The sequence below is a fragment of the Aeromonas sp. 96A genome (genome assembly GCF_051919165.1).
GTDB lineage: Bacteria > Pseudomonadota > Gammaproteobacteria > Enterobacterales > Aeromonadaceae > Aeromonas > Aeromonas veronii.
Genome location: NZ_JBQBFE010000001.1, coordinates 3474864 through 3496944, shown reverse-complemented (window position 1 = coordinate 3496944; position 22081 = coordinate 3474864). Strand labels below are relative to the sequence as shown.

Here is a 22081-nt window from a genome sequence, read left to right as displayed (position 1 = left end):
AAACCCCGGAGTTGTCATGAGCCAACTGGTAGAGCTGAAAGAGGTCTCTCTCTCGTTTGATGGACGCTCTGTGCTCGACAAGGTCTCCTTTACCCTCAATAAAGGCAAAATCACCACGCTCGTCGGCCCCAACGGGGCGGGCAAGAGCACCCTGAGCAAGCTGGTGCTGGGTCTGCTCACCCCGGACTCGGGCAAGATCACCCGCAGCCGCGATCTGAGAGTCGGCTATGTGCCCCAGCGCCTCTATCTGGATCCCACCCTGCCGCTGACGGTACGCCGCTTCCTGCAACTGGGCAAAAATAGCCGCCTCTCCATCGAGGAAGCACTGGCCCGGGTGGGCGCAGAGGGATTGCTGGAAAACCGGATGCAAAAACTCTCCGGCGGCGAGATGCAGCGGGTGCTGCTGGCCCGCGCTCTGTTGATCAAACCCGAACTACTAGTGCTGGATGAGCCCGTACAAGGGGTAGATATCAATGGCCAGATCGAGCTCTACGCCCTCATCGGCAAACTGGCCGCCGAGTTCAACTGCGCCGTGCTGATGGTCTCCCACGATCTGCATCTGGTGATGGCCAGCACCCACGAGGTGATCTGCCTCAATCGCCACGTCTGCTGCCATGGCGAACCGGAGAGCGTGGCCCGCCATCCCGAATTTGCCCGTCTGTTCGGGCGACCGGAGCAGGAGGTGCTGGCGGTCTATACCCACCATCACCACTGCGACGGCGAACACCATCATCATGAACCGCAGGCCCCCGTCATCCGCCTGCCTTCTCGCAACAACGCTCACAGCAAATAGCGCAAGCAACAGGACATTCAAGTGGACAGCTTTCTGTTATACGCCCTCGCGGCCGGCCTCGGCATCGCCCTGCTGGCTGGCCCCCTCGGCAGCTTCGTGGTATGGCGAAAAATGGCCTATTTTGGCGACACCCTCTCCCATGCCTGTCTGTTCGGCATCGCGCTGGGCATCCTGCTGCAGGTCGATCTCACCCTGGCGGTGGTGGTCTGCAGCCTCGCCATGGCGATGCTGCTGGTGATAATGAGCCGCAACCAGCAGGTGGCAACCGATACCCTGCTCGGCATTCTGGCCCACAGCGCCCTGTCGCTCGGTCTGGTTACCTTGAGTTTTATGGATAACGTGCGGGTGGATCTGATGGCCTACCTGTTCGGCGACCTGCTCTCGGTACAACCGATGGACCTGCTCTGGATCTATGGCGGTGGCGCGCTTGTGCTGCTCACCCTGTGGCGGTTGTGGGATCCCCTGCTCTCCATGACCATCTCGGAAGAGCTGGCACGGGTAGAAGGGATCCGGGTCGATGTGCTGCGCTGCGTATTGATGCTGCTGATCGGGCTGGTGATTGCCGTGGCGATGAAGTTTGTCGGCGCGCTGATCATCACCTCCCTGCTGATCATCCCTGCCGCCACCGCCCGCCGTTTCAGCCAGACGCCGGAGCAGATGGCTGGCTTTGCCGCGCTGATCGGCTGTCTCGCCGTGCTGGGGGGGCTGACCCTCTCCTGGTATCAGGACACCCCGGCAGGCCCTTCGGTCGTCGTCTGTGCCACCAGCCTGTTTGTACTGAGCCAGTTCAAGAGAGCGTAACGGTGCAGGCTAGAGCGGCATGCTCTGGCGTGTCTCCATCATCAGCCACTGGCGCAACCGGCTGATGGCGGGCTCATGGGCCCGCGAGCGCTTGCAGGTAAAGTAGAAGGCATCCCCCGTCTCCAGCTGGTGTACCGGCAAGGCCACCAGTTGGGGATCATCGGGGCGCAGCATGTAATCATTCACGAATGCCACCCCCTGATCCCAGGCCGCCGCCTCCATCGCCAACAGCACATGGCTGAAATGGTGCATCCGCGCCTCGTCCGGGATCACCAGCCCGCCCGCCTTGGCCCAGCGCTGCCAATCCTCGCCCCGCGCCTTGTAAATGGACTGCACCGAAAGCAGCGGCAGCTGCCAGATGGCCTCGGGCCACTCCCCGCTGATCTGCTGCAACAGGCGGCGACTACAGACCGGAAAGAGCCGCTCCTGATAGATAAGATCGTGGCAATAGCCACGCCCGTGGGGTGAGACTGTGATAAAGCAGTCCGCCACTCTATCGGAGAGTTCGGGGTCTTCCGCCACCATCTCCAGACTCAAATCCAGCTCGGGGTAGAGCTGGCGCAATCCAGCCAACCGCGGGATCAGCCACTTCACCGCAAACGAGCTGTAGACCGCGAGCCGGACTCGCATCTCGCCACCACCACGCAGCTGTTCGCTGCTTTGGGCAATCTGGCTGAGCCCGGCGGCAATCCCTTCGAAGTAGCTCTCCCCCTGCGGCGTCAGCGAGAGCAGCCGACCCTGACGCAGCAGCAAGCGCTCACCCAGAAAATCCTCCAGCAGGCGGATCTGGTGGCTGACCGCACTCTGGCTGACGTTCAGTTCAAGGGCGGCACGGGAGAAGCTGAGCAGCCGGGCCACTACCTCGAAATATTGCACCGCACGCAGAGGAGGAAGCTTCATTATCTAAATATCTCATGGTTGGTCATTTTTTATCATTTTACTGGATAACGGCCCCCGCGCTACCCTCCCCTCATCTGAAGTGGGAGGTGGTATGAATGCAGTAGGGATCGGCATCCTTTATCTGGTGCTGGGCAACATGGTAGCGGTCTTTTCCGATGCACTGGTCAAGGTACTGGAGCCGGATCAGCCCATCTTCCAGTTTGTCTTTTTTCGCCAGCTCTCGGCCGCCCTCCTGCTGATGCCCTGGCTGCTCTGGTCATGGCGCCGCAACCCGCCAGTGGCCATCAAGTGGCACCTGCTGCGGGCCCATATCTGGGCGGTTGGCGTCTGCCTGATGGTGGTCGCCCTCACCCGCTTGCCACTCGCTACCGCCAATGCCCTCTTCTATGCCGCCCCCCTGATGATGGTGCCGCTGGCGGTGTGGATGGCGGGGGAAGCGATCTCGCGCCAGAAGGTGCTGACCGCGCTGATCGGCTTTATCGGGGTACTGATCGTGCTGCGCCCGACCGAAGTGAACTGGGCCGCGCTGGCGGCGCTCGGGGTGGCGCTGTCGATGGCACTTAACAATCTGCTGATCAAACGGATCCCGCTCAAGCAGCCCATCGCCCAGACCCTGTTTTTCACCAACGTGCTGAGCATGCCCTTTATCCTGGCGCTGGCATTGTGGGAAGGGGGCGACTGGCAGTGGCAGATGTGGTGGCCCGCCTTCGGATCTTCGGCGCTGATCATGGTCTATGCAGGATTGTGCGTGGTGGCCTATCGCAAGGCGGAGGCGAGCAAGATCGCCTCGGCGGAATATACCGGTCTGCTGATGGCGGTGGCCATCGGGGTGTGGCTGTTTGACGAGCAACCGGGCCTGCCGCTGCTGCTGGGCTGTATCTGCATCGTCCTGCCGCTCATCGCCATGGCCCGCAGCAAACCAAAACCGCTGGCCGAACCGGCGCTTTAAGCGCTCAGGGTCGTGCCAGCAAAGGGGCGACCCTTTGCTGCAGATGGGGGACGATCTCATCCTCGAACCAGGGATTCTTTTTGAGCCAGAGGGTATTGCGTGGGGAGGGATGCGGCAACGGCAGCCAGCCGGGGCCATAGTCGGCCCAGCTGCGCACCGTTTCGGTGAGCGATCCCTTGGCCGCCCCCCGCAGGTAATGGGCTTGTGCATATTGGCCGATCAGCAGGGTCAGTTCGATATTGGGCAACAGCATCAATACCTTGTCGTGCCAGGTGGGCGCGCACTCGGGTCTAGGTGGCAGATCGCCGGATTTTCCCCTGCCGGGATAGCAGAACCCCATCGGCATGATGGCGATGCGGGATTCGTCGTAAAAGGTGGCCTTATCGACACCAAGCCACTGGCGCAGCCTGTCACCGGAGGGGTCATCCCACGGGATACCGCTGGCATGCACCCGGGTGCCGGGCGCCTGACCGATGATCAGCAGGCGGGTACTCTCGGCCCCGCGGATCACCGGACGAGGACCCAGCGGCAGATGAGCCTCGCACAGACGGCAGGCCCTGATTTGCTCAAACAACTTATCGATTCGCTGCATGACGTTGATAGTACCAGCATTTCCCTGTTTTCCCTCTTGTGGAAACAGGGCGCGCCCCCTACTATCGCCATGGATGTTTAATTTAATAAACGGACAATAATGAAAAACTGGCTAGGTACCGGCACCGCGACCCTCTCCTTCATCCTGTGGGGGATGCTGCCGCTCTATTATCAATTCATGCCCGAGGTCAACATGTGGGAGCTGATCTCCCACCGGGTGCTCTGGTCTGTGGTGCTGCTGGGTGCCCTGTTTTTGCTGCTTGGCCACCAGGTGCCCTGGGCACAACTGCGCAGCGAACCGCGCCAGCTCGGCCTCATTCTGCTGGCGGGCCCCGTGATGTCCATCAGCTGGTGCATGTTCACCTGGTGCCTCACTACCGGGCAGGTGCTGACCACCAGCCTTGCCTTCTTTATGACCCCGCTGTTCAATATCGTATTCGCCGTCATCTTCCTCAAAGAGCGACTCACCCCGCAAAAGCATCTGGCGGTCGCCCTGGCGCTGGCGGGTCTCGCCTACATGCTGTTCTGCTACGGCCAGCTCCCCTGGTTCTCCCTCATCATGGGGGCCAACTTCGCCTGCTATGGCCTTATCAAGAAGAAGATCCACTACGACACCGGCACCAGCCTCTATCTGGAAGCCATGGTGCAACTGCCCGTCGCGCTGATCATCATCGGCACGCTGGCATGGCACGGGGAAGGGGCATTCGTGAACGGAGATCTGGCCGACAAGCTGCTGCTGATGGGCAGTGCGCCCGCCACCCTGCTGCCGGTGGGACTGTTCTGCTACGCGGTGGCGAGAACCCGGATGAGCACTGTGGGACTACTGCAATATATCGAGCCCAGCCTCGCCTTCCTGCTCGCCATCTACTGGTTTGGTGAGGCGCCGGATCCCATCAAGGCTGTCGGTTTCGCCTTCGTCTGGGCAGGTCTGCTGGTGAGCCTGTTGCCACTGCATCGGCTCAAGCGCCGCCCTCAGGGCGTACCGCGATAGGACTCCAACACCTTGTGCCAACGGGGATCCCTGTCCATCTGCTCGGCGATGTCGTTGAGGGTGGCATGCAGCTCTGGGCGAGATTTTGGCAGCAGGATATGGCGGGTATAGCTGGATTGGGGGAAGGGCGAGATAAACAACTTGCCCTGATAGTGCTGTGAGTCGATGAAAAAGCCCAGCGATGAACCACTCACCAGCGTCACATCAATGCGGCCGCGCACCAGCAGCTCGAGGTTGGTCTTCACCTTCTTGGCATCCTGACGCACCAGCTCCCCGCGGCCAGCTGCATCATCGATCCCCTGATAGCGGTAGCCCTCCACCCCGCCAAACACCAACCCCTTGAGGGAGTCTGGCCCGCGATAGGTGACCGGGTTGTCGATGTTCGAGACCAGCTCGTTGGTGTCGCGCATCACCGGGAAAGTCCAGAGATAGCGCTCGCGATGGGGATCCCCCACCCAGGCGGGATTGACCCAGACCACCAGACCGTCAAAGTCTGGATCTGCCATCTCCAGCGCCAGCCGGGCGCGATTGACCAGCCAAAGCTCGATTCTGGGTTCACCCCCCAGCTTTTCATTGAGATACTCGACCAGCTCGCGGCTCAGCCCTGCATCCACTCCGGTGTTGAAGGGGGGATGCTGATGGTAATCGTAGAGACGGATCGTCTCCCCCAGAGCCGGGACCGACAACAGTAACCACAACCAAAACCAGACTCTCATCGCACCTCCTTGAGCTGCCTCTGAGTTTGGCACAGAGAATTTGAATGAGAGAACCCGCGACCACCACTCCAGCGCAGCAACCATCCGCCCCTTCCCGCTGGTCTGTCTATATGGTGCGCACCGCCACCGGCCTGCTCTATACCGGGATTAGCACGGACCCGCTGCGCCGCCTGCGCCAGCACCAGAGTGGCAAGGGCGCTCGCACCCTGCGCGGCAAGGGGCCACTGACGCTGGCGTGGCAACAGGAAGTCGGCGAGAAGGGGGCGGCCCTGCGCATCGAATATCGCCTCAAGCAGCAGCCAAAATCCTTCAAGGAACAGCTGATAAAAAGCCCGGCACTCTGGCAGAGCTGGAGCCCCCAGTGGTTACCCGCAGCCACCCAGCCTTGAGGACGACAGGCAAAAAAAGGCCACTCGATGAGTGGCCGGAAAGGGGAAATCAGGGAGCATCACACAACGTCTTGCACAACCTCAGGCGGGTTAGAGGTAGGTATTGGAACGCTTGCTGCGGTTACTGATCAGCCAGCAAACCGCCAGCACCAGCAACAACCAGGGGGCCAGCTTGATGATCAGAGCAAGCATGCCGCCCAGCACCCCAAGCAGCACGAACAGGCCGCTCACCAGCAACATGGCTACCAGGGTAAAACCGGTCAGTGCCATGACCAGCAGCACCACCAGCAATATGAAAAATTCCAGCATAACTTGCTCCTTATCAGTACCTTGTCTGCCGGCTTGGCAACCCTTCGGTCAATCCAGCCAGCGCTTCAATTCATAACGGGGCGGCATCACCAGCACCGCCAGCAGATAGGCGGCCAGAGCCAGCGGCGGCATCAGGATCAGGGCGAGCAGTGCCACCACCCGCACCGTGACTCTGGAGACCCCCAACCGCCTGGCAATACCGGCGCAGACCCCGGTCAGCTTGCGATGCACCAGATCCTTGGGCCAGGGGCTCATGATTACACCTCCGCCTTCTGGCCTTTGAGGCGAGCCAGCTCGCGCTCGATCTCGTCATTGAGCTCCAGCTCGCGGAACTGGGCCTCCAGCGAGGGATTCTGCCCCAAGGTGGCCGCCTCCAGCTGGGCTTCCAGCTGATCGACCCGGCCCTGAAAACCGTCAAAACGCGCCATCAGCTCATGCATGCGCTGGTTGTCCACCTGGGTGCGGGCACGAATGCGACTGTGGGCTGTCTGCTCGCGCAGGGTCAGCAGTTTCTGCTTCTCGCGGGCCTCGGTCAGCTTGGCTGCCAGCCGCTCGCTGTCGGCGGTGAGCTGGGCCAGCACCTCGGCCACCCGGGCCTTGTCCTGCTCCAGCTGTTCACATTTTTTGACCTCCGCCAGCTTCTCGGTAAGGGCGGCGCGGGCCAGATCCTCACGTCCCTTCTGGATGGCGAGCTCGGCCTTGGCCGACCACTCCAGGATCTGCGCCTGCAACGCCTGCTGGTGACGCTCCAGCTGCTTCTGTTCGGCAATCACGCGGGCGGCCTGGGTACGCATCTCGACCTGCACCTGCTCCATCTCTTCGATCATCAGGCGCAGCATCTTCTCCGGCTCTTCACTCTTGTCGAGCAGGCTGTGCAGGTTGGCATTTATCACGTCAGTCAGGCGGCTGAATACGCTCATGGTCTGGCTCCTTGTTGATGGGATGGCTATCTCTCCCCATAGCATTACAAGAGCCGTGCCAAGAAAAATTATTGTTGTTTTACATATAGATGGGAATTTACCGAGGAAATTCAATAAGAGATTGTTGGTGAGAATAGCCAACCAAGTGGTGATTTTCACCAATAAAAAGGGAGCCTCTGGCTCCCTTGTCAATTCGTCTGCGATATCCGTCAGGCGGCGTGGTTGTGGCCCAGCTTGCTGTCCAGTTCGGCCAGCTTGGCCTCCATCCGGGCGCGGCAGGTGTCGGAGAGATCGCGAATGCCGCTGGCACCATGCTCCTTGCTGCAGACCGGCGCCATCACTTCCACCAGCACTTCGCCGTTGTCCCAGCGATTGAGGTCGACCTGACCGAAGTAGCTGGAGCAGACGATGGGCACCACGGGCACTTCAGCCTGTACCGCAGTGTGGAAAGCGCCCGCCTTGAACGGCAGCAGGCCACGTCCCTGGGAGCGGGTCCCTTCCGGGAACATCCAGATGGAGGTGCCACGGTTCTTGATGCGATCCACCACCTGCCCTATGGTGCCGATGGCACGGGAGCGGTTGGAGCGGTCGATCAACACGTTGCCGGAGAGCCAGAAGATAAGGCCGAACAGCGGCAGCCAGAGCAGACTCTTTTTGCCCACTGCCACCACGCCAGGCTGCACAGCACCGGTCACGGTGAAGATGTCGAAGTTGCTCTGGTGGTTGCAGACGTAGACCGCCGGGCCGACCGATTTGACCTCGTCGGCCACCGTCACCTTGACTCGCAGCCCGATCAGCGGGCAGACCGCGTGATACATGCGGGCGAAGACATAGACGTTGTTGGGATGGCGCGGACGAACCAGACAGAGCAGCAGGCCGAACAGGAACCAGAAAATGAGCAGCAGACCAAGCAGCAGCACACGGGCAATTTTGAGCATCGAACACCTCGAGTTTTAACTCGGCGCAGTATACTGATCCCCCTTTTAGCGAACAAGCGTTCGCCAAACAGAACCGACCACCCTCCCCGTCGCGCCACCCACATTGCTGCTCATCAATACGCCGCCGACTTGCCCCACCCGCCATTGGTCGTTAGGATGGCCCCATCTTGATGGACGGGGCGAACATGATGTTGCAACAACGGGTAGCGAAACATCTCCTGCTGCTGGTCTGCCTGCTGGTGCTCAATTGTGCGGCCCAGCCGCTGGCACGGCTTGCCCTGCTCGATCACGCCCTCAGCTGTCAGGCACTGCCCGTTCCAGGCTCGGCAACGGATCAAGAGGATGCCAAACCGGCCAGCCCGCAACCCACCAGCTGCCAGCTCAACGGCAAGTGGCTAAGTGCCGCCACCCTGCTCTGCGTCGAACAGCTCTTCTTTGCCGTGGCGGTGCTGATCGCCCTGCTGGCCCCCCTTTGGCGCTACACACCGCCACTGCCCCCTCCCAGAGTCATCTCGCCGCCCGAGCGGCGTCTGCACCTCACCCTGTGCGTCTGGCGGGAATGAGTTCGGCAGCGTTCTTTCGTTAGCTGTCACTCAATTTTTGCGAGACCAAAAAGATGTCGAATCTCTTCAAGGCGGCCCTGCTACTGGGCGGTCTGCTGTGGCAATCCATGGGATTGGCCAGCGACACGGGCTGGCTAACCAGCCCACAGAATGATCACGCCAGGGTACGGCTGCAGGCCGACCGCAGCACGGCAGATCAGACCCGCATCCTGCTCGATGTCGAGCTGGAGTCAGGCTGGAAAACCTACTGGCACAGTCCGGGAGAAGGGGGCATTGCCCCCCAGATCCTGTGGGATGAGCCGGTCGGAGACTTTCAGTGGCGCTGGCCGGTGCCACGTCACTTCGAGGTAGCCGGGCTCAGCACCCAGGGTTATCAGGGGGAGGTGCGTTTCCCCCTGAGCCTCAACTACCCAGCCGGCCAATCGCTCAATGGCACCTTGCGCCTCTCCACCTGCAGCAACGTCTGCATCCTGACCGACTTTCCCTTCACCCTCGCGGTGGATGGGCGAGCGCCAGCCGACTTCGATTTTGCCTGGGCGAAGGCGATGAGTACCCTGCCCCAGCCGCTGCCTGCCGAGACCCGGGTCGAGCTCGGTTATCAGCACAACCAGCTGCAACTGCGCGCCGAGCGGGCAGAGGGCTGGCAATCACCAGCGCTCTTCATCGACGCTCTGGAGGGGGCCGAGTTTGGCAAACCGGCGCTTGAGGTCGAGGGCAACACCCTGATCGCCCGGGTGCCGGTGAGCGATGGCTGGCAGGGGGATGCGCCGGATCTGCGCGGCCAATCCCTCGGCCTGCTGCTCACCAGCGGCGAGCAGGCCTGGCAGACCAAAGGCTCGATTGGCGAAGCGCTCGTATTGCCAGCGCCGAGCCAGCCCCTCTTCTGGTTGCTGGGGGCGGCGCTGCTCGGCGGCCTGATCCTCAACCTGATGCCCTGCGTGCTGCCGGTGCTGGCGCTCAAGCTGGGAACTGTGTTGCAACATCAGGAGCGTGAACAGGGAGCGGTGCGCAAGCAGTTCCTCGCCGCCAGCGCCGGGATCATCGCCTCCTTCTGGGTGCTGGCGGCCATGAGCAGCCTGCTACGCGCCACGCAAGGGGCCGTCGGCTGGGGCATCCAGTTCCAGAGCGCCAGTTTTATCGGCTTTATGGTGCTGGTCACCCTGCTGTTTTGCGCCAACCTGCTGGGGCTGTTCGAGATCCGCCTGCCCAGCGCCCTCAGCACCCGCCTCGCCACCAGCGGCGGCAATGGCCTCGGCGGTCACTTCCTGCAGGGGAGCTTCGCCACTCTGCTGGCGACCCCCTGCTCGGCCCCCTTCCTCGGTACCGCGGTGGCCTTTGCGCTGGCGGCGCCACTTGGCCAGCTCTGGCTGATCTTCACGGCATTGGGAATTGGCATGAGCCTGCCCTGGCTGCTGGTGGCAGCCCTACCACGGCTCGCCCTCTGGTTACCGAAACCAGGGCGCTGGATGAACCATCTGCGCATCTTGCTCGGCTTGATGATGCTGGGCTCCAGCCTCTGGCTCACCAGCCTGCTCGACAACCACCTCGGTAGCTATGCCACCGGCTGGCTGATGGTTGCCATGCTGCTGGCACTGCTGGCTGGCATCATCTGGCGTTACGGCATGCGCGGCTTCACGCTGGCGATCGCCCTCGCCGCCCTGATTGGCAGCCCCCTGCTGCTGAGCGGCGCCTTTAGCGCGCAGGGCTCGGCCAGCGTTGACAAGGTGGTCTGGCAGCCGCTCTCCGAACGCGCCATCACAGATGCGCTGGCCCAGAACAAGCGGGTCTTTATCGATGTCACCGCAGACTGGTGCGTCACCTGCAAGGCCAACAAATACAACGTGTTGCTACGCGATGAGGTGCAACAGGCCCTCTCGGCCCCCGATGTGGTGGCCCTGCGCGGCGACTGGAGCAAACCAAGCGACACCATCGCCGCCTTCCTGCGTAAGCAGGGCGCGGCGGCCGTCCCCTTCAACCAGATTTACAGCCCGGAGTTGCCGCAGGGGGTCACGCTGTCACCCCTGCTCGACAAGGACGATCTGCTGACCACATTGCACAAGGCTGGCCTGCTTCAGGCTGGCACCACCCGATTTTAAGGAGCAACCATGAAACCGACTCTTAGCGCCCTGACCCTGCTGGCCTCCCTTTCCGCAACCCTGCTGGCTCCGGCCCTGCACGCAGCCCCCTTCACCCCGGAGCAGGAGGCGCGCATCAAGGAGCTGATCCGCGAGACCCTAATCGCCAACCCCAAGATCCTCGATGAGGCCGCCGAATCCTGGGAGAAGCAGAACGCGGCAGCCCAGGAGGCGCAGCTTGGCAACTTCATCAAGGGCAACAAGGATGTGCTGTTCAACAGCGCCACCAGCCCGCGTCTGGGAGCCAAAAACCCCAAGCTGACGCTGGTGCTGTTCACCGACTACAACTGCCCCTACTGCAAGCAGTTCGATCCCCAGCTGACCAAGCTACTCAAGGCTTATCCGGACGATCTGGGGCTGGTGATCAAACTGCTGCCGTTCAAGGGGCAGACCTCCGCCAAGGCGGCCCAATACAGCCTGACCCTGTGGCAGCAGGATCCCGCCCGCTTCCTCACCCTGCACGACAAGCTGATGAGCAAGCAGGGGATGCTGACCGAGGCGGACATCAACAAGGCGCTGGCCGCCACCGGCAACACCGCGCTCAAACCGGCCGCCAAGGCGACCGAAGAGCTGCGCAACAGCCTGCGCATCGGCACCATCCTCGGGGTACAGGGCACACCGGCGACCCTGATTGGCAACCAGCTGGTACCGGGCGCCATCCCCTATGAGGAGCTGGAGCAGCTGGTGAAGGCCGAACTGGCCAAGCAGGGGTAAAGAATGACCACCAACCCTCAACCCCGCTGGCGCCGCTGGGGCAAGGAGGCGCTCTGGCTGCTGCTGATTGCGCTGATCATCTCGACCCTGCTGGATCTGTGGCGCAGCCCGACCCTGCCAGAGGGGGCGATGAGCGCCCCCGTCACCCTGCAGGATGGCACCAGTACGGATCTCGCCACCCTGAGCCGCGGTAAGCCGCTGCTGGTTTACTACTGGGCCAGCTGGTGCGGCGTCTGCCGTTTCACCACCCCGGCCGTGCAACAGCTCTGGCAGGAAGGGGAAAACGTGCTGACGGTGGCGCTGCGCTCCGGCAACGCAGAGCAGCTTGGCAAGGGGATGAGCAAGAAGGGGCTCACCTTCCCGACCCACAACGACGAGTCGGGAGCGCTGGCCGCCCAGTGGCAGGTAGGGGTCACCCCGACGTTCCTCGTTATCAAGGATGGGACGCTGGTGAGCAGCACCACCGGCTGGAGCTCGAAGTGGGGCTTGAAGCTGCGGCTCTGGTGGGCGTCGCTCTAGCCACGCAACAACGTTGCCTCAACAGGGCCATCCCACCGGATGGCCCTTTTTTATGCCGACATTTTTATCCCGACATCAGACGGGGAGCTGCATCCCGCGTACCTGCTCCAGCAGGGCGGTCACCGCCGCCGAGCGCAACGCATCCGGGGCGTAGCAGAGCCCCACCCGCCGCTTGAAAGAAGAGGCCGCCAGCTCGGCGACCGTACAACCGGGCGGACAAAGCGAACGGGGCAACCAGGCGATCCCCGCCCCGGCGGCCACCATAGTCGCCGCCAGTCGCAGCGACCCCGCTCGCCGTGGATAGAGCGGCGCCTGATTGCCAAGGATGGCGATCAGCCGCAGGTGGGAGTCGTGGCGCGGGCAAGTGACCCAGGGTTCATCCGCCAACGCTGCCGGGGTGAGCGATCCCTTACCCGCCAGCGGATGATCCGGCGGCAGCACCAGCACAAACTCCTCCTCCAGCAGGGGGATAAAGAGCTCGTCGCCACAGCGCAGGGATTCACAGCCCAGCCGCACATCGCCACAACAGCCCTCCTCCAGGGTCAGCAGGATCTCCTCGTGGGCGAGCGCCCCTTGCACAAGCGCCCCCACCACGCCATCGCCAAGGTCTGCCTCAATCCCCACCGTCACCTTGAGGCAGGGGGAGGTTTCACGAAACTCGCGGGCGAGGGAGTCGGTGTCGGCGATCAGCCGCTTGGCGCGGGGATAGAGCCGGTGCGCCGCTTCAGTCCCCTCCACCCCGCGCGCCTGCCGCACAAACAGGGTCACCCCCAGCTCATCCTCCAGCGTCTTGATGGTGGTGGAGAGGGTGGGCTGGGTAATGAAGAGGCGGGTGGCGGCCGCCGTGATGTTGCGCTCCTCGAAGACAGCCACAAACGCACGCAGGGTTCGCACATCCATAGAATTCACCTATACCAGACAGTCATAAAAGCCATTTTTCACGGCGACAAGGGGCAAATATAGTGGCTTACCTGCCACAAGGCATCCCAATTTTCTATATCAGCGTCTATCAACACCGTCAGGAGCCATCATGCGCCATCTCTCTGTCATCGGCCTCGGGGCCATGGGCTCCGCCCTTGCCACCACCCTGATCAAGGCGGGCCATCCGGTCACCGTCTGGAATCGCAGCGCCGCCAAGGCAGCCCCGCTGCAAGCGCTGGGTGCAACACTCGCCCCCTCGGTTGGCGCAGCCATCGCCGCAAGTGATATCACTCTTGTCTGCGTCGATAACTACGCCGTCAGCCAGCAGTTGCTGGACGAAGCCCGCGATGCGGTGGCGGGCAAACTGCTGGTGCAGCTCTCCACCGGCAGCCCTCAGGGGGCCCGAGCGCTCGAGAGCTGGAGCCACGCCCGCGACGCCCGTTATCTCGATGGCGCTATCCTCTGCTTCCCGGATCAGATCGGCACCAGCGATGCCAGCATCATCTGCTCGGGGGCCAGCACCGCCTTTAGCGACGCCGAACCGGTGCTGCGCCTGCTGGCACCTACCCTCGACCATGTAGCCGAGGCGGTGGGCGCCGCCGCGGCGCAAGATTGTGCCGTCGCAGCCTACTTTGCCGGTGGCCTGCTCGGTGCCCTGCACGGCGCGCTGATCTGCGAGGCGGAAGGGTTGCCGGTGGCCAAGGTGTGCGCCCAGTTCAGCGAGCTGTCGCCGATTTTGGGGGGCGATGTGGCCCACCTTGGCAAGACGCTGGCGAGCGGCGATTTCTATCACCCCTACGCCAGCCTGAAAACCTGGAGCGCCGCCATCAGCCGCCTCGCCGGTCATGCCAGCGATGCCGGGATCGACAGCCGCTTCCCGCGCTTTGCCGCCGATCTGTTTGAGGAAGGGGTGGCGCAAGGGTTTGGTCAGCAGGAGGTGTCAGCCCTCATCAAGGTGCTGCGGGCACGCAATGGAGCGGCACAATGAACGAGCTGACCAACCAACCCCAAATTGCGCTGGTCACCGGCGCCGCTGGCGGGATTGGTCGCCAGCTCTGTATCGGGCTGGCCGAGGCGGGTTATCGGGTGATCGCCACCGATCTGGCCCCTCACGCTTTTGACCATCCCGAGATCCACTTTCATCCGCTCGATTTGCGGGATGAGCAGGCTATCACGCGGCTCTTTGCCGAGGTACGCGAGCAGCATGGCGGCGTCCATCTGCTTATCAACAACGGCGCCATCAGCAAGTTCCACACCCGCTTCGAGGAGCTGAGCGCAGCCCAGTTTGATCAGGTGATGACGGTCAATGTGCGCGGTGCCATGCTCTGCGCCCGCGCCTTTGTGCAGGCCAACCGCGGGTTGCCCTATGGCCGCATCATCAATATTGCCTCCACCCGCTGGCAGCAGAACGAACCGGGTTGGGATGCCTATGGCGCCTCCAAGGGGGCGCTGGTCGCCCTCACCCAGTCCCTCGCCAACTCGCTGGCCGACCATCCCATCACGGTCAATGCCATCAGTCCGGGCTGGATCCAGGCAGAGGATTACCACACCCTGACCGAGGCGGATCACCGCCAGCACCCGAGCGGCAGGGTCGGGCGCCCGGATGACATCACCCGCGCCTGCCTCTTTCTGGCGGATCCTCGCAACGACTTTATCAACGGTGCCAATCTGGTGGTCGATGGCGGGATGAGCAAGAAGATGATCTACCACACCTCCGCCTCCTTCTGGGAGGAGTAACCCCTGCGGCGGCAGCCTCGCCCCGGCCTGCCGCCCGCCCCTTTTCTGCCCGTTTTTTCATCGCTTTTGCCCCGCCGCCCTTGCACTGGCCAGACCGACTGGCAACAATAGGCACTCAACTGACCCCTCTTCATCTAGCCCGTTAATTGATCGCCCAACTCATCGCGTTGGCGGGCTGTTTCCGTTAAAATGACGGGTTTTTGCCGTGCCTGGTTTGCCAATCCCCACCATCAGGCACTCGCAGCGTGAATCCTATGATGCCAGTGATGCAGGATCTGCCATGAACAACTACTTTCGGGTGCTGGGCGTCAAGTCCAACGCCAGCGAAAACGACATCAAGAAAGCCTATCGTCGGCTGTCGAACCAGTACCACCCCGACAAGCTGCACGGGGCCAGTGAAGAAGAGAAAGAGCAGGCAGCCATAAAGCTGCACCAGGTAAAGCAGGCCTATGAAGTGCTGTCCGATCCGAAACAGCGGGCCGCCTTTATCAAGGATTTCAACAACGTCATCGTGACCGACCCCGCCTCCGCCATGCAGGAGATGTGGGATCAGTTCTACCCCTGAAACAGCAGGCAGAAAGAGCAACTATGCAAAAGAGATGGGACCAGGCGCGGCTCAAGTCGCTGCAAAGCGATGCCAGCGAAAACATCGAATCCTACCGGGATCAGGACGACCCCAAGGGGCTGGAACAGTTCACCGACCAGATGAAGAGCCTGCTGCTGGCCGATATGAGCATGCTGGAGTTTATGCCCGAGTATCTGCCGCTGGCCCTCTATGGCCGGGTGCAGTTCCCGGCCAAGGCCAAGTCGCAGTGGAACAAGTGGCTCGCCAGCGGCGAGCAGCCAAGCTGGGACGAGTTCAAGGTGAGCGTCGGCTTCAACAACGCCGCCCTGCCGCTGGTCAAGGCGGTGCGGGCCCAGAGCGAAGATCAGCTGATGGAAGCCTGCGCCGTGCTGTTCCTGCTCGACAACCCGCTACCGCGCGGTAGCCAGCGCAGCGATGACGACTATGAGCTGCGCGACGAAGAAGATGAAGACGGGGAAGATGCCGACGCCGACTACCACGGCGGCAGTGACCGCTATGGTGATGACGACGGCGATCAGGATATGTACGACGAAGTCCGTTTCTAATTGGGGCAAGGCATGAGCAACAGTCTGATAGAAATTACCGCCATCGAGATCAAAGAGCTGGCCGTTATCGAGCCGAAGCAGGCCAGCGAGAAGTTCGAGCTGATCGCCAAGACCATGTCTGACGACCAGCTGGCAGAAGTGATTGAAAACATTGATATCGTTACCCTGACCCAGATTAACGGCCAGCACGATATCTCCTTCCCCTCCATCATCTCCGAGCTGATGACCCCGGAGCGGATCCGCGACATCGTCTGCCAGCAGCCGCTCTACTGGGAAGAGGCGATCAAGAACAACGCCGACGAGCTGCAACAGCACACCTTCGACTTCCTCAACTACCTGATCCGCACCCAGGATAGCGAAGCCAAGCAGCGCGAGATCCTCGAGTGCGTGGCCGAAGATCCGGCCGGTCTCTTCTACCTCGCCATCCCCTTTATCGAGTTCTATCGCGGCGATCGCTATGAAGAGGACGAAGGCTATCGCGACGTGCTGCACGCCGAAGAGGAAGATCTCGAAGAGTCCCTGCGCTACAGCGAGCGCCAGCAGAGCGAGGATGTCCACGACTACGCGCTGGATGACCCGCGCAGCCTCTTGATGCTTATTCGCGAGCTGGCCCCCGAGGTGGAGAAAGCCATCAAGGCGCTGCTGCGCAATGAGCACTCCACCTGGGACGGCATCATCAACAAGTTTGCCGCCGAGCTGGTGATGCAGGCCAAAGAGAAGAACAAGGTCGAGGAAGACGAGTACGGCGACGTCGACGACATGTTCAGCTTTCTGGATTAAGGAGCCCATTCATGCAGTTAGTCATTCGCGATGCCAACCAGGGCCCCTTTCTGACCCAGGTGCTGCGCTTTGGCCGCGACAACGAACTCTTGAGTCAGCAACAGCTCGCCGCCATCAAGGGCAAGGCGGTGCTGATGAGCCTCAAATTCGCCGACAAGTACTACAACAAGTACAAGATGCACCTGCTGGAGCAGGCGGCCCACGACGTCATCGGCGTGGTGAGCCTCGGTCTGCAGGAGCTCTCGGCGCGTGATCCGGCCAAGGCGCTGGCGCTGCTGCAGGCGCCGGAAGGCCCCATCAAACCGTTCCAGAAGGGCTGGTCAATGCTCATCACCGTCAGCCCCAAGCAGGCTGGCAACAGCCTCTACGGTGATGTGGATGCCCGCCTGCTGGACAAGATCTCGAGCCCGCCCGATGTGGAGGAGTGGCAAGGGTGGCAGGAGTACGAGAAGGCGCTGACCGAGCACAACAAGAGCCGCCTGATGGAACTCATCGACCAGCACTTCTTCGCCTGCGAGAGCGACCACCCCACCATGGAGGACAAGCTGGCCGAAGCGCTGCTCTACCGCATTCTCTGCGGCAAGGGCAGTGGCGCCGCCCCGCTCAAGGTGAAGCAGGATCTCAAGCGCAAACTGGCGCGGGAGATTGAGCTCGACGAGGGCTGGTACGACACCGACTACCTCGCCGCCCAACTCGCCCTGATGCTGAGCGCGCTGCCCGCCGACATGGCCGCCGCCCTGCGGCAGGAGCTGAGCCCGGGCTTTGTGCCCAATCTGCTCCACACCCTCGGCTTTGTGCGCCAGTACCAGCTGCTGCAAAAAGAGAACGCCTCGCCGGAGAAGCTCGACAACATCGAGATGCGCGCCGGTCTCAAGCACCCGCTGCTTGGCTGGCCGCTCTACCACGACTTCTAAGGCCGCTTTCGCCGCCCATCAGTCGCACCACAACGCCCGGCCCGCCGGGCGTTGTTTTATCCTCCCCTCACCCTCTCCCAAGCAAAGAGAGAACACGCGCAAGTCACCCCGGGGCTGGCTCTTCTCTTACCGATATTTATTCACTCAATACCCAAGGATGAATAAACAACCTGCAATACAACAACTTGGCGCCAGCTGCGCTTCGGGGCAACAAAGCGGGACGCAGATCCCGCTACAGCGCCAGAATCAGCACAAAATAGCCGACTGGATCACATCAACCGTGTCGCAACCGCGTGGTAAGTCGAGCAAAAACCACGGCTCAATCACGCATAAAAAGGCGAAATAGATCAATAAAAAGCAATTAATCGCGCCAGATTAAATTTCAGGTATGGCTATTTGCACCGCTTGGCCGCTAAATGACAGACCGGCCTTCAGACCAGCATGGAAGCGCACAAGGCTAGCCGGCAGCAGACCGGTACGCTCTCAGGACGAGTAATGACTTTCTTCTCTCACAGGAGACAGACCGTGAGCGCTTCGAATCAACACCCCACCATTCCCCCCGGCTCCGGGGCGCTGTTCTTTATCCAGACCTTCTCGACCCTGGGGTTTGCCGTGCTCTACTCCACGCTGGTGCTCTACGCCACCAAGCGGCTCGGCTTTAGCGAATCCCAGGCCAACGCCATGATGGGGGTCTTCGGGGCCTTCAACTATGGCCTGCACCTGTTTGGCGGTTATCTCGGCGGGCGCTACCTCAGCAACCGCAACCTGTTCGTGATGGGGATGGTACTGCAGGTGATCGGCTGCTACTTCATCGCCGAGATGGGGATCACCGGCCTCTACTGGGGGCTCGCCATGTTCCTCACCGGCAGCGGCCTCAACGTTACCTGCCTCAACATGATGCTGACCCAGCGCTTCGCCCCGGATGATCACCGCCGCGAGAGCGCCTTCCTGTGGAACTACGCCGGGATGAATCTGGGCTTCTTTATCGGCTTCACGGTGGCGGGCTACTTCCAGCTCACCGAGGATTACCGCACCCTGTTCCTGTTTGCGACGCTGGGCAACATCATCGCCATCATCGCCACCTTCGCCTGCTGGCCGATTCTGGCGGATATCAGCACCCCGCTGCGCCATGTCAAAGGGAGCGGCTTCTACCGCCGCATGCTGGCCGGGATCGCCATTCTGGCCATGCTGGTGCCGGCGCTGCGGCTGCTGCTGACCCACGCCAGCTTCAGCGGCAGCTTCGTGCTGATCCTGGGGGCCGTGGTGCTGATACTGCTCTGCGTGATGACCGCCCGCCACCCGGACGCCGCCGAGCGCAGCCGCATGGTTGCCTACCTGATCCTCGCCCTCGGCTCCCTCATCTTCTGGTCGCTCTACCAGCTGGCGCCCATGGGGCTGATGCTCTTCTCCGAGCACAACATCAACCTCAACGTGTTCGGGCTGCGGGTCGCCCCCCAGTGGATCCAGAACATCAACACCCTCGTCATCGTTATCGGTGGCCCCCTGATGGCGCTGCTATTCAAGCGACTGCGCGAACAGGGGTGGAATATCGATATCCCCTCCCAGTTTGCCGCCTCCCTGTTCTGCATGGGGCTCGGCATGCTGGTGCTGCCGATCGGCATTCATCTGGCGGGGGCAGACGGACTGGTCGCCTTCAAGTGGATCGCCATCAGCTATGTGCTGCAGAGCTTTGGCGAGCTGCTGATCTCCCCCATCGGCTACGCCATGATTGGCAAGCTGGCCCCCGCCAGCCTGCAAGGCTTGATGATGGGCTGCTGGATGATGGTGACCGGCGTTGCCTCCGTGCTGGCGGGCTATGTCTCCGGCGCCATGCCGCAGAATATCGGCAGCACCCCGGTCGCCACCAACCCGGGTTACAGCTCGGTATTCAATATGCTCGGCTGGGGTTCGCTGGCAGGCGGCGTCGTGTTGCTCCTGCTGGTGCCCCGCCTGCGCCAGCTGATCGCCTCCAAGCTCACCCCGCCTCCGGCGGCGACAGCCATTCCTGTCTAATCGGGCTAGGGCCAGCCATTTTATTGGCCCCTGCCAGCGCGAACGATTGAATCAGCAACGCGGCTGATAATGCACAGGGCCCCGCCATCATGGATGGCGGGGCCCTCTCTTTTGGCGGGATGGATGACTCTTTTTCAGGTTGGCAACCTGGTGCCTGTTGCGGCGTTTGCACGATTGTCAGCTTCCCCTCACCCTAACCCTCTCCCAAAGGGAGAGGGGATCAGCACCTGCCACTCTGTAGCCGTAGCTGTCACCCTTAGCTATCACGCCATACCACGGTCACTATCAATGGCTGCGATCTCCACTCCCTTCTCCCACTCTTTGCCATAGATAAGGGGAGAAAGGTCGGGGATGAGGGGGCAAACCATTGACAAGCAGCAGAGCGTTAAATCAAGCAGGAGCGCGTAGGGTCGATTAGCGAAGCGTAATCGTCCGCACTGCAATCCCGGTGGCGATGAACATAGAGAAGAGATCAACTGGCGCACCTGCAGAATTGCAGTAACAGGTTTTCGCGAACGTCTGATTACGCTTCGCTAATCAGACCTACATCCCTATTTCCACTTACATCAGGTAAAAATAGACCTAGATCACGACAAGGAACCATTTGATCCTGTTACTGTCGCCACATACAGATTTATCAATAAGCACCACAAGGAAAAACAATGAAGCTTTCAGCCTTACTTATTTCAAATTTCAAAGGTATTAGCGAAGAGATTAAAATACTCATTGATAATATAGTTGTACTGGTTGGCCCCAATAATAGTTGTAAGTCTACAATTCTTGATGCTTATGAAGCTTACGTATCAATGGGAAGTTCGCTAACCCTTGATTTTTTCCATTGTCGTGATACTACAAGGCCAATCGTAATTACAGGTATATTCAATGATGTTACTCAAGACGATATCAATACGCTAGGTCAAGAATGGTATATAGAAAATGACCCTGAATTTGGTAACTGCGCTAAGTTCCAGATCAGATGGGAAACACCTGATGAAAATGGAATTAAATTCAGCTTTAGTAATAAAACTAATGATTGGAAAAAAGGTGGGGCAGGTGGTTGGAATACTTTGCTTCAAAGTAGACTGCCAGTACCTATTCGATTAAACCCAAATGATGACTACGATGCCCTTGAAAAGGTAGTTAAAGATTTAGCATCAAAAAATGCAGCCAAACAGCTAAAAGATGACAAAAGCAAAGTTGCTGGTATCATTTCTGAAATTGAAAAATTAGCAAAGGAGGTAGACAAAGAAATATCGGGAAGCATTGGACAACTAAGCCTTAAGATTGAAACCGAACTAAATAAACTTTTCCAAGGTGCTACAGTATCCTTCGAAACAGGCGTAGGTAAATTTAAAGCTGAGGAGGCGATCAAGGATGGTAGCAAATTTTTTATTAGAACAAGCAATCATCCGGCATCACTTGAACATCAAGGAACAGGAATAAAAAGAGCTTTTCTTTGGTCAGCTATAAATGCTCTTTGTAGTGAGGGCATGTATAAAAAAGGTACAAAAATAGTACAAAATGAAGTTCCGAAAGTATTATTAATTGATGAGCCAGAAATAAATCTACACCCATCTATCATTCGGGCAGCGAGGAAAGCTATTTACGCATTGGCCGATATAGCTGGATGGCAAGTTATCTGTACTACACACTCTCCTGTATTTATTGACCTGACACAGAATCATACAACATTAATAAAAGTATCTAACACTCAAAAAGGCGTTTTTTATTTCCAAACCGACAAAGCGCAATTTAATAAGGATGAACGAGACAATCTAAAGATGTTGAATCGTTGCTGCCCAACAGTTAACGAATTCTTCTTCTATGAAAACTCTATTCTTGTTGAAGGTGATACAGAATATTTAGCCTATCAATACATTATTGAAAAAAGTGGGTTGGAGGGTAATTACTGCGTAATAAACTGTAGAGGGAAAGCCAACATCCCCACATTTATTAAGATCTTCAACCAGTTTAATGCAAATGCTATAGCTGTACATGATCTAGATACCAAGCTTAGAAAGGACAATAGAGCCAATGCCATGTGGACAATCAACTTAAACATTAGAACATTGGCTGATACAACTAATGGCAGAGTTAAAACTGTTGTGCACAATCCTGACTTTGAGGGTTTTTACTTAAACGAATCCCCATCAAAAGACAAACCATACAACTTATTTACTCATCTTACATCCGATGATTTTGAAACAGATGAAAAATATAAAAAACTAAGAGAATCCCTTGCCGACATAATTAATGGGACTCATGAGGGAATATATGAAACTCATGAGGAACTGGATGCTATGGCATGAGGAATTTAAAATCAGTAAATTATTAACTCACAACAAAATCTAATTGTG

25 protein-coding genes are annotated in these 22081 nt (G+C 59.7%); 17 read left to right on the top strand and 8 right to left on the bottom strand.

The window, feature by feature from the left end:
* Positions 1-16 precede the first annotated feature (16 nt).
* The gene (gene znuC, locus ACTG2W_RS16230) at positions 17-793 is read left to right on the top strand and encodes a zinc ABC transporter ATP-binding protein ZnuC (protein WP_106844074.1); all 777 of its coding nucleotides are present in this window, start codon (positions 17-19) and stop codon (positions 791-793) included.
* A gap of 21 nt (positions 794-814) precedes the next feature.
* Positions 815-1594, top strand: a complete 780-nt coding sequence (znuB, locus tag ACTG2W_RS16225; RefSeq protein ID WP_440016388.1) for a zinc ABC transporter permease subunit ZnuB — start codon at positions 815-817, stop codon at positions 1592-1594.
* A gap of 9 nt (positions 1595-1603) precedes the next feature.
* Here the strand turns inward: znuB and ACTG2W_RS16220 are convergent, their stop codons facing one another.
* Positions 1604-2494, bottom strand: coding sequence for a LysR substrate-binding domain-containing protein (locus ACTG2W_RS16220; protein WP_042052463.1), 891 nt, complete (start codon positions 2492-2494; stop codon positions 1604-1606).
* 91 nt (positions 2495-2585) lie between these two features.
* Between ACTG2W_RS16220 and ACTG2W_RS16215 the strand changes: the two genes are divergently transcribed.
* Positions 2586-3443, top strand: a complete 858-nt coding sequence (locus ACTG2W_RS16215; protein ID WP_106844073.1) for a DMT family transporter — start codon at positions 2586-2588, stop codon at positions 3441-3443.
* Between the two features lie 4 nt (positions 3444-3447).
* On the opposite strand, the gene ACTG2W_RS16210 is transcribed toward ACTG2W_RS16215, so the two are convergent.
* On the bottom strand, positions 3448-4035 hold the full coding sequence (locus ACTG2W_RS16210) for a uracil-DNA glycosylase family protein (RefSeq protein WP_106844072.1): 588 nt from the start codon (positions 4033-4035) through the stop codon (positions 3448-3450).
* Between the two features lie 99 nt (positions 4036-4134).
* Here ACTG2W_RS16210 and rarD point away from each other — a divergent pair, with 99 nt between their 5' ends.
* Positions 4135-5025 carry an EamA family transporter RarD gene (rarD, locus tag ACTG2W_RS16205; protein WP_106844071.1) on the top strand — a complete coding sequence of 297 codons (891 nt, stop codon included), beginning with the start codon at positions 4135-4137 and terminating at the stop codon, positions 5023-5025.
* Here the strand turns inward: rarD and ACTG2W_RS16200 are convergent.
* Complete coding sequence (locus tag ACTG2W_RS16200; RefSeq protein ID WP_106844070.1) at positions 5007-5741, bottom strand: substrate-binding periplasmic protein; 735 nt, start codon at positions 5739-5741, stop codon at positions 5007-5009. The genes rarD and ACTG2W_RS16200 overlap by 19 nt on opposite strands.
* A 44-nt stretch (positions 5742-5785) precedes the next feature.
* On the opposite strand from ACTG2W_RS16200, the gene ACTG2W_RS16195 reads away from it, so the two are divergent.
* Positions 5786-6130, top strand: coding sequence for a GIY-YIG nuclease family protein (locus tag ACTG2W_RS16195; RefSeq protein WP_106844069.1), 345 nt, complete (start codon positions 5786-5788; stop codon positions 6128-6130).
* Positions 6131-6220: 90 nt separating this feature from the next.
* Here ACTG2W_RS16195 and pspG read toward each other — a convergent pair whose 3' ends face one another.
* From pspG to ACTG2W_RS16175, 4 genes are all read right to left on the bottom strand, one after another.
* Positions 6221-6439, bottom strand: coding sequence for an envelope stress response protein PspG (pspG, locus tag ACTG2W_RS16190; RefSeq protein WP_440016384.1), 219 nt, complete (start codon positions 6437-6439; stop codon positions 6221-6223).
* Between the two features lie 48 nt (positions 6440-6487).
* Entirely contained in the window at positions 6488-6694 is a 207-nt protein-coding gene (locus tag ACTG2W_RS16185) for a PspC domain-containing protein (protein ID WP_005335873.1), read from the bottom strand.
* Positions 6695-6696: 2 nt separating this feature from the next.
* On the bottom strand, positions 6697-7359 hold the full coding sequence (gene pspA, locus ACTG2W_RS16180) for a phage shock protein PspA (protein WP_106844068.1): 663 nt from the start codon (positions 7357-7359) through the stop codon (positions 6697-6699).
* Between the two features lie 209 nt (positions 7360-7568).
* Entirely contained in the window at positions 7569-8297 is a 729-nt protein-coding gene (locus ACTG2W_RS16175; protein ID WP_106844067.1) for a 1-acylglycerol-3-phosphate O-acyltransferase, read from the bottom strand.
* Positions 8298-8482: 185 nt separating this feature from the next.
* Here ACTG2W_RS16175 and ACTG2W_RS16170 point away from each other — a divergent pair, with 185 nt between their 5' ends.
* From ACTG2W_RS16170 to ACTG2W_RS16155, 4 genes are read left to right on the top strand one after another with little or no spacing between them, the layout of a single operon-like run.
* Positions 8483-8860, top strand: coding sequence for a hypothetical protein (locus tag ACTG2W_RS16170; RefSeq protein WP_005354882.1), 378 nt, complete (start codon positions 8483-8485; stop codon positions 8858-8860).
* A gap of 53 nt (positions 8861-8913) precedes the next feature.
* Positions 8914-10956: a protein-disulfide reductase DsbD family protein gene (locus ACTG2W_RS16165; protein WP_440016382.1), complete on the top strand. Its 2043-nt coding sequence runs from the start codon at positions 8914-8916 to the stop codon at positions 10954-10956.
* Between the two features lie 9 nt (positions 10957-10965).
* Positions 10966-11709, top strand: a complete 744-nt coding sequence (locus tag ACTG2W_RS16160; RefSeq protein ID WP_005354886.1) for a DsbA family protein — start codon at positions 10966-10968, stop codon at positions 11707-11709.
* A gap of 3 nt (positions 11710-11712) precedes the next feature.
* Positions 11713-12228, top strand: coding sequence for a protein disulfide oxidoreductase (locus ACTG2W_RS16155; RefSeq protein WP_106844065.1), 516 nt, complete (start codon positions 11713-11715; stop codon positions 12226-12228).
* Between the two features lie 75 nt (positions 12229-12303).
* Here ACTG2W_RS16155 and ACTG2W_RS16150 read toward each other — a convergent pair whose 3' ends face one another.
* Positions 12304-13128: a LysR family transcriptional regulator gene (locus ACTG2W_RS16150; protein WP_106844064.1), complete on the bottom strand. Its 825-nt coding sequence runs from the start codon at positions 13126-13128 to the stop codon at positions 12304-12306.
* A 130-nt stretch (positions 13129-13258) separates the two neighbouring features.
* On the opposite strand from ACTG2W_RS16150, the gene ACTG2W_RS16145 reads away from it, so the two are divergent.
* From ACTG2W_RS16145 to ACTG2W_RS16110, 8 genes are all read left to right on the top strand, one after another.
* Positions 13259-14137 (top strand): NAD(P)-dependent oxidoreductase, encoded by an 879-nt coding sequence (locus ACTG2W_RS16145; RefSeq protein ID WP_106844063.1) that lies wholly within the window; start codon positions 13259-13261, stop codon positions 14135-14137.
* Positions 14134-14886, top strand: a complete 753-nt coding sequence (locus tag ACTG2W_RS16140) for an SDR family NAD(P)-dependent oxidoreductase (protein WP_106844062.1) — start codon at positions 14134-14136, stop codon at positions 14884-14886. The genes ACTG2W_RS16145 and ACTG2W_RS16140 overlap by 4 nt, the downstream gene beginning before the upstream one ends.
* 280 nt (positions 14887-15166) lie before the next feature.
* Complete coding sequence (gene atcJ, locus ACTG2W_RS16135; protein WP_005343121.1) at positions 15167-15451, top strand: cold adaptation protein ActJcold adaptation protein ActJ; 285 nt, start codon at positions 15167-15169, stop codon at positions 15449-15451.
* A gap of 23 nt (positions 15452-15474) precedes the next feature.
* The gene (atcA, locus tag ACTG2W_RS16130) at positions 15475-16017 is read left to right on the top strand and encodes a cold adaptation protein AtcA (RefSeq protein ID WP_106844061.1); all 543 of its coding nucleotides are present in this window, start codon (positions 15475-15477) and stop codon (positions 16015-16017) included.
* 12 nt (positions 16018-16029) lie between these two features.
* Positions 16030-16797, top strand: a complete 768-nt coding sequence (gene atcB, locus ACTG2W_RS16125; RefSeq protein WP_005335887.1) for a cold adaptation protein AtcB — start codon at positions 16030-16032, stop codon at positions 16795-16797.
* 11 nt (positions 16798-16808) lie between these two features.
* Positions 16809-17711, top strand: coding sequence for a cold adaptation protein AtcC (gene atcC, locus ACTG2W_RS16120; protein WP_204382557.1), 903 nt, complete (start codon positions 16809-16811; stop codon positions 17709-17711).
* Between the two features lie 525 nt (positions 17712-18236).
* Complete coding sequence (locus tag ACTG2W_RS16115; protein WP_440016379.1) at positions 18237-19724, top strand: peptide MFS transporter; 1488 nt, start codon at positions 18237-18239, stop codon at positions 19722-19724.
* A 662-nt stretch (positions 19725-20386) separates the two neighbouring features.
* Positions 20387-22033: an ATP-dependent nuclease gene (locus tag ACTG2W_RS16110; protein WP_106844058.1), complete on the top strand. Its 1647-nt coding sequence runs from the start codon at positions 20387-20389 to the stop codon at positions 22031-22033.
* Positions 22034-22081 lie beyond the last annotated feature (48 nt).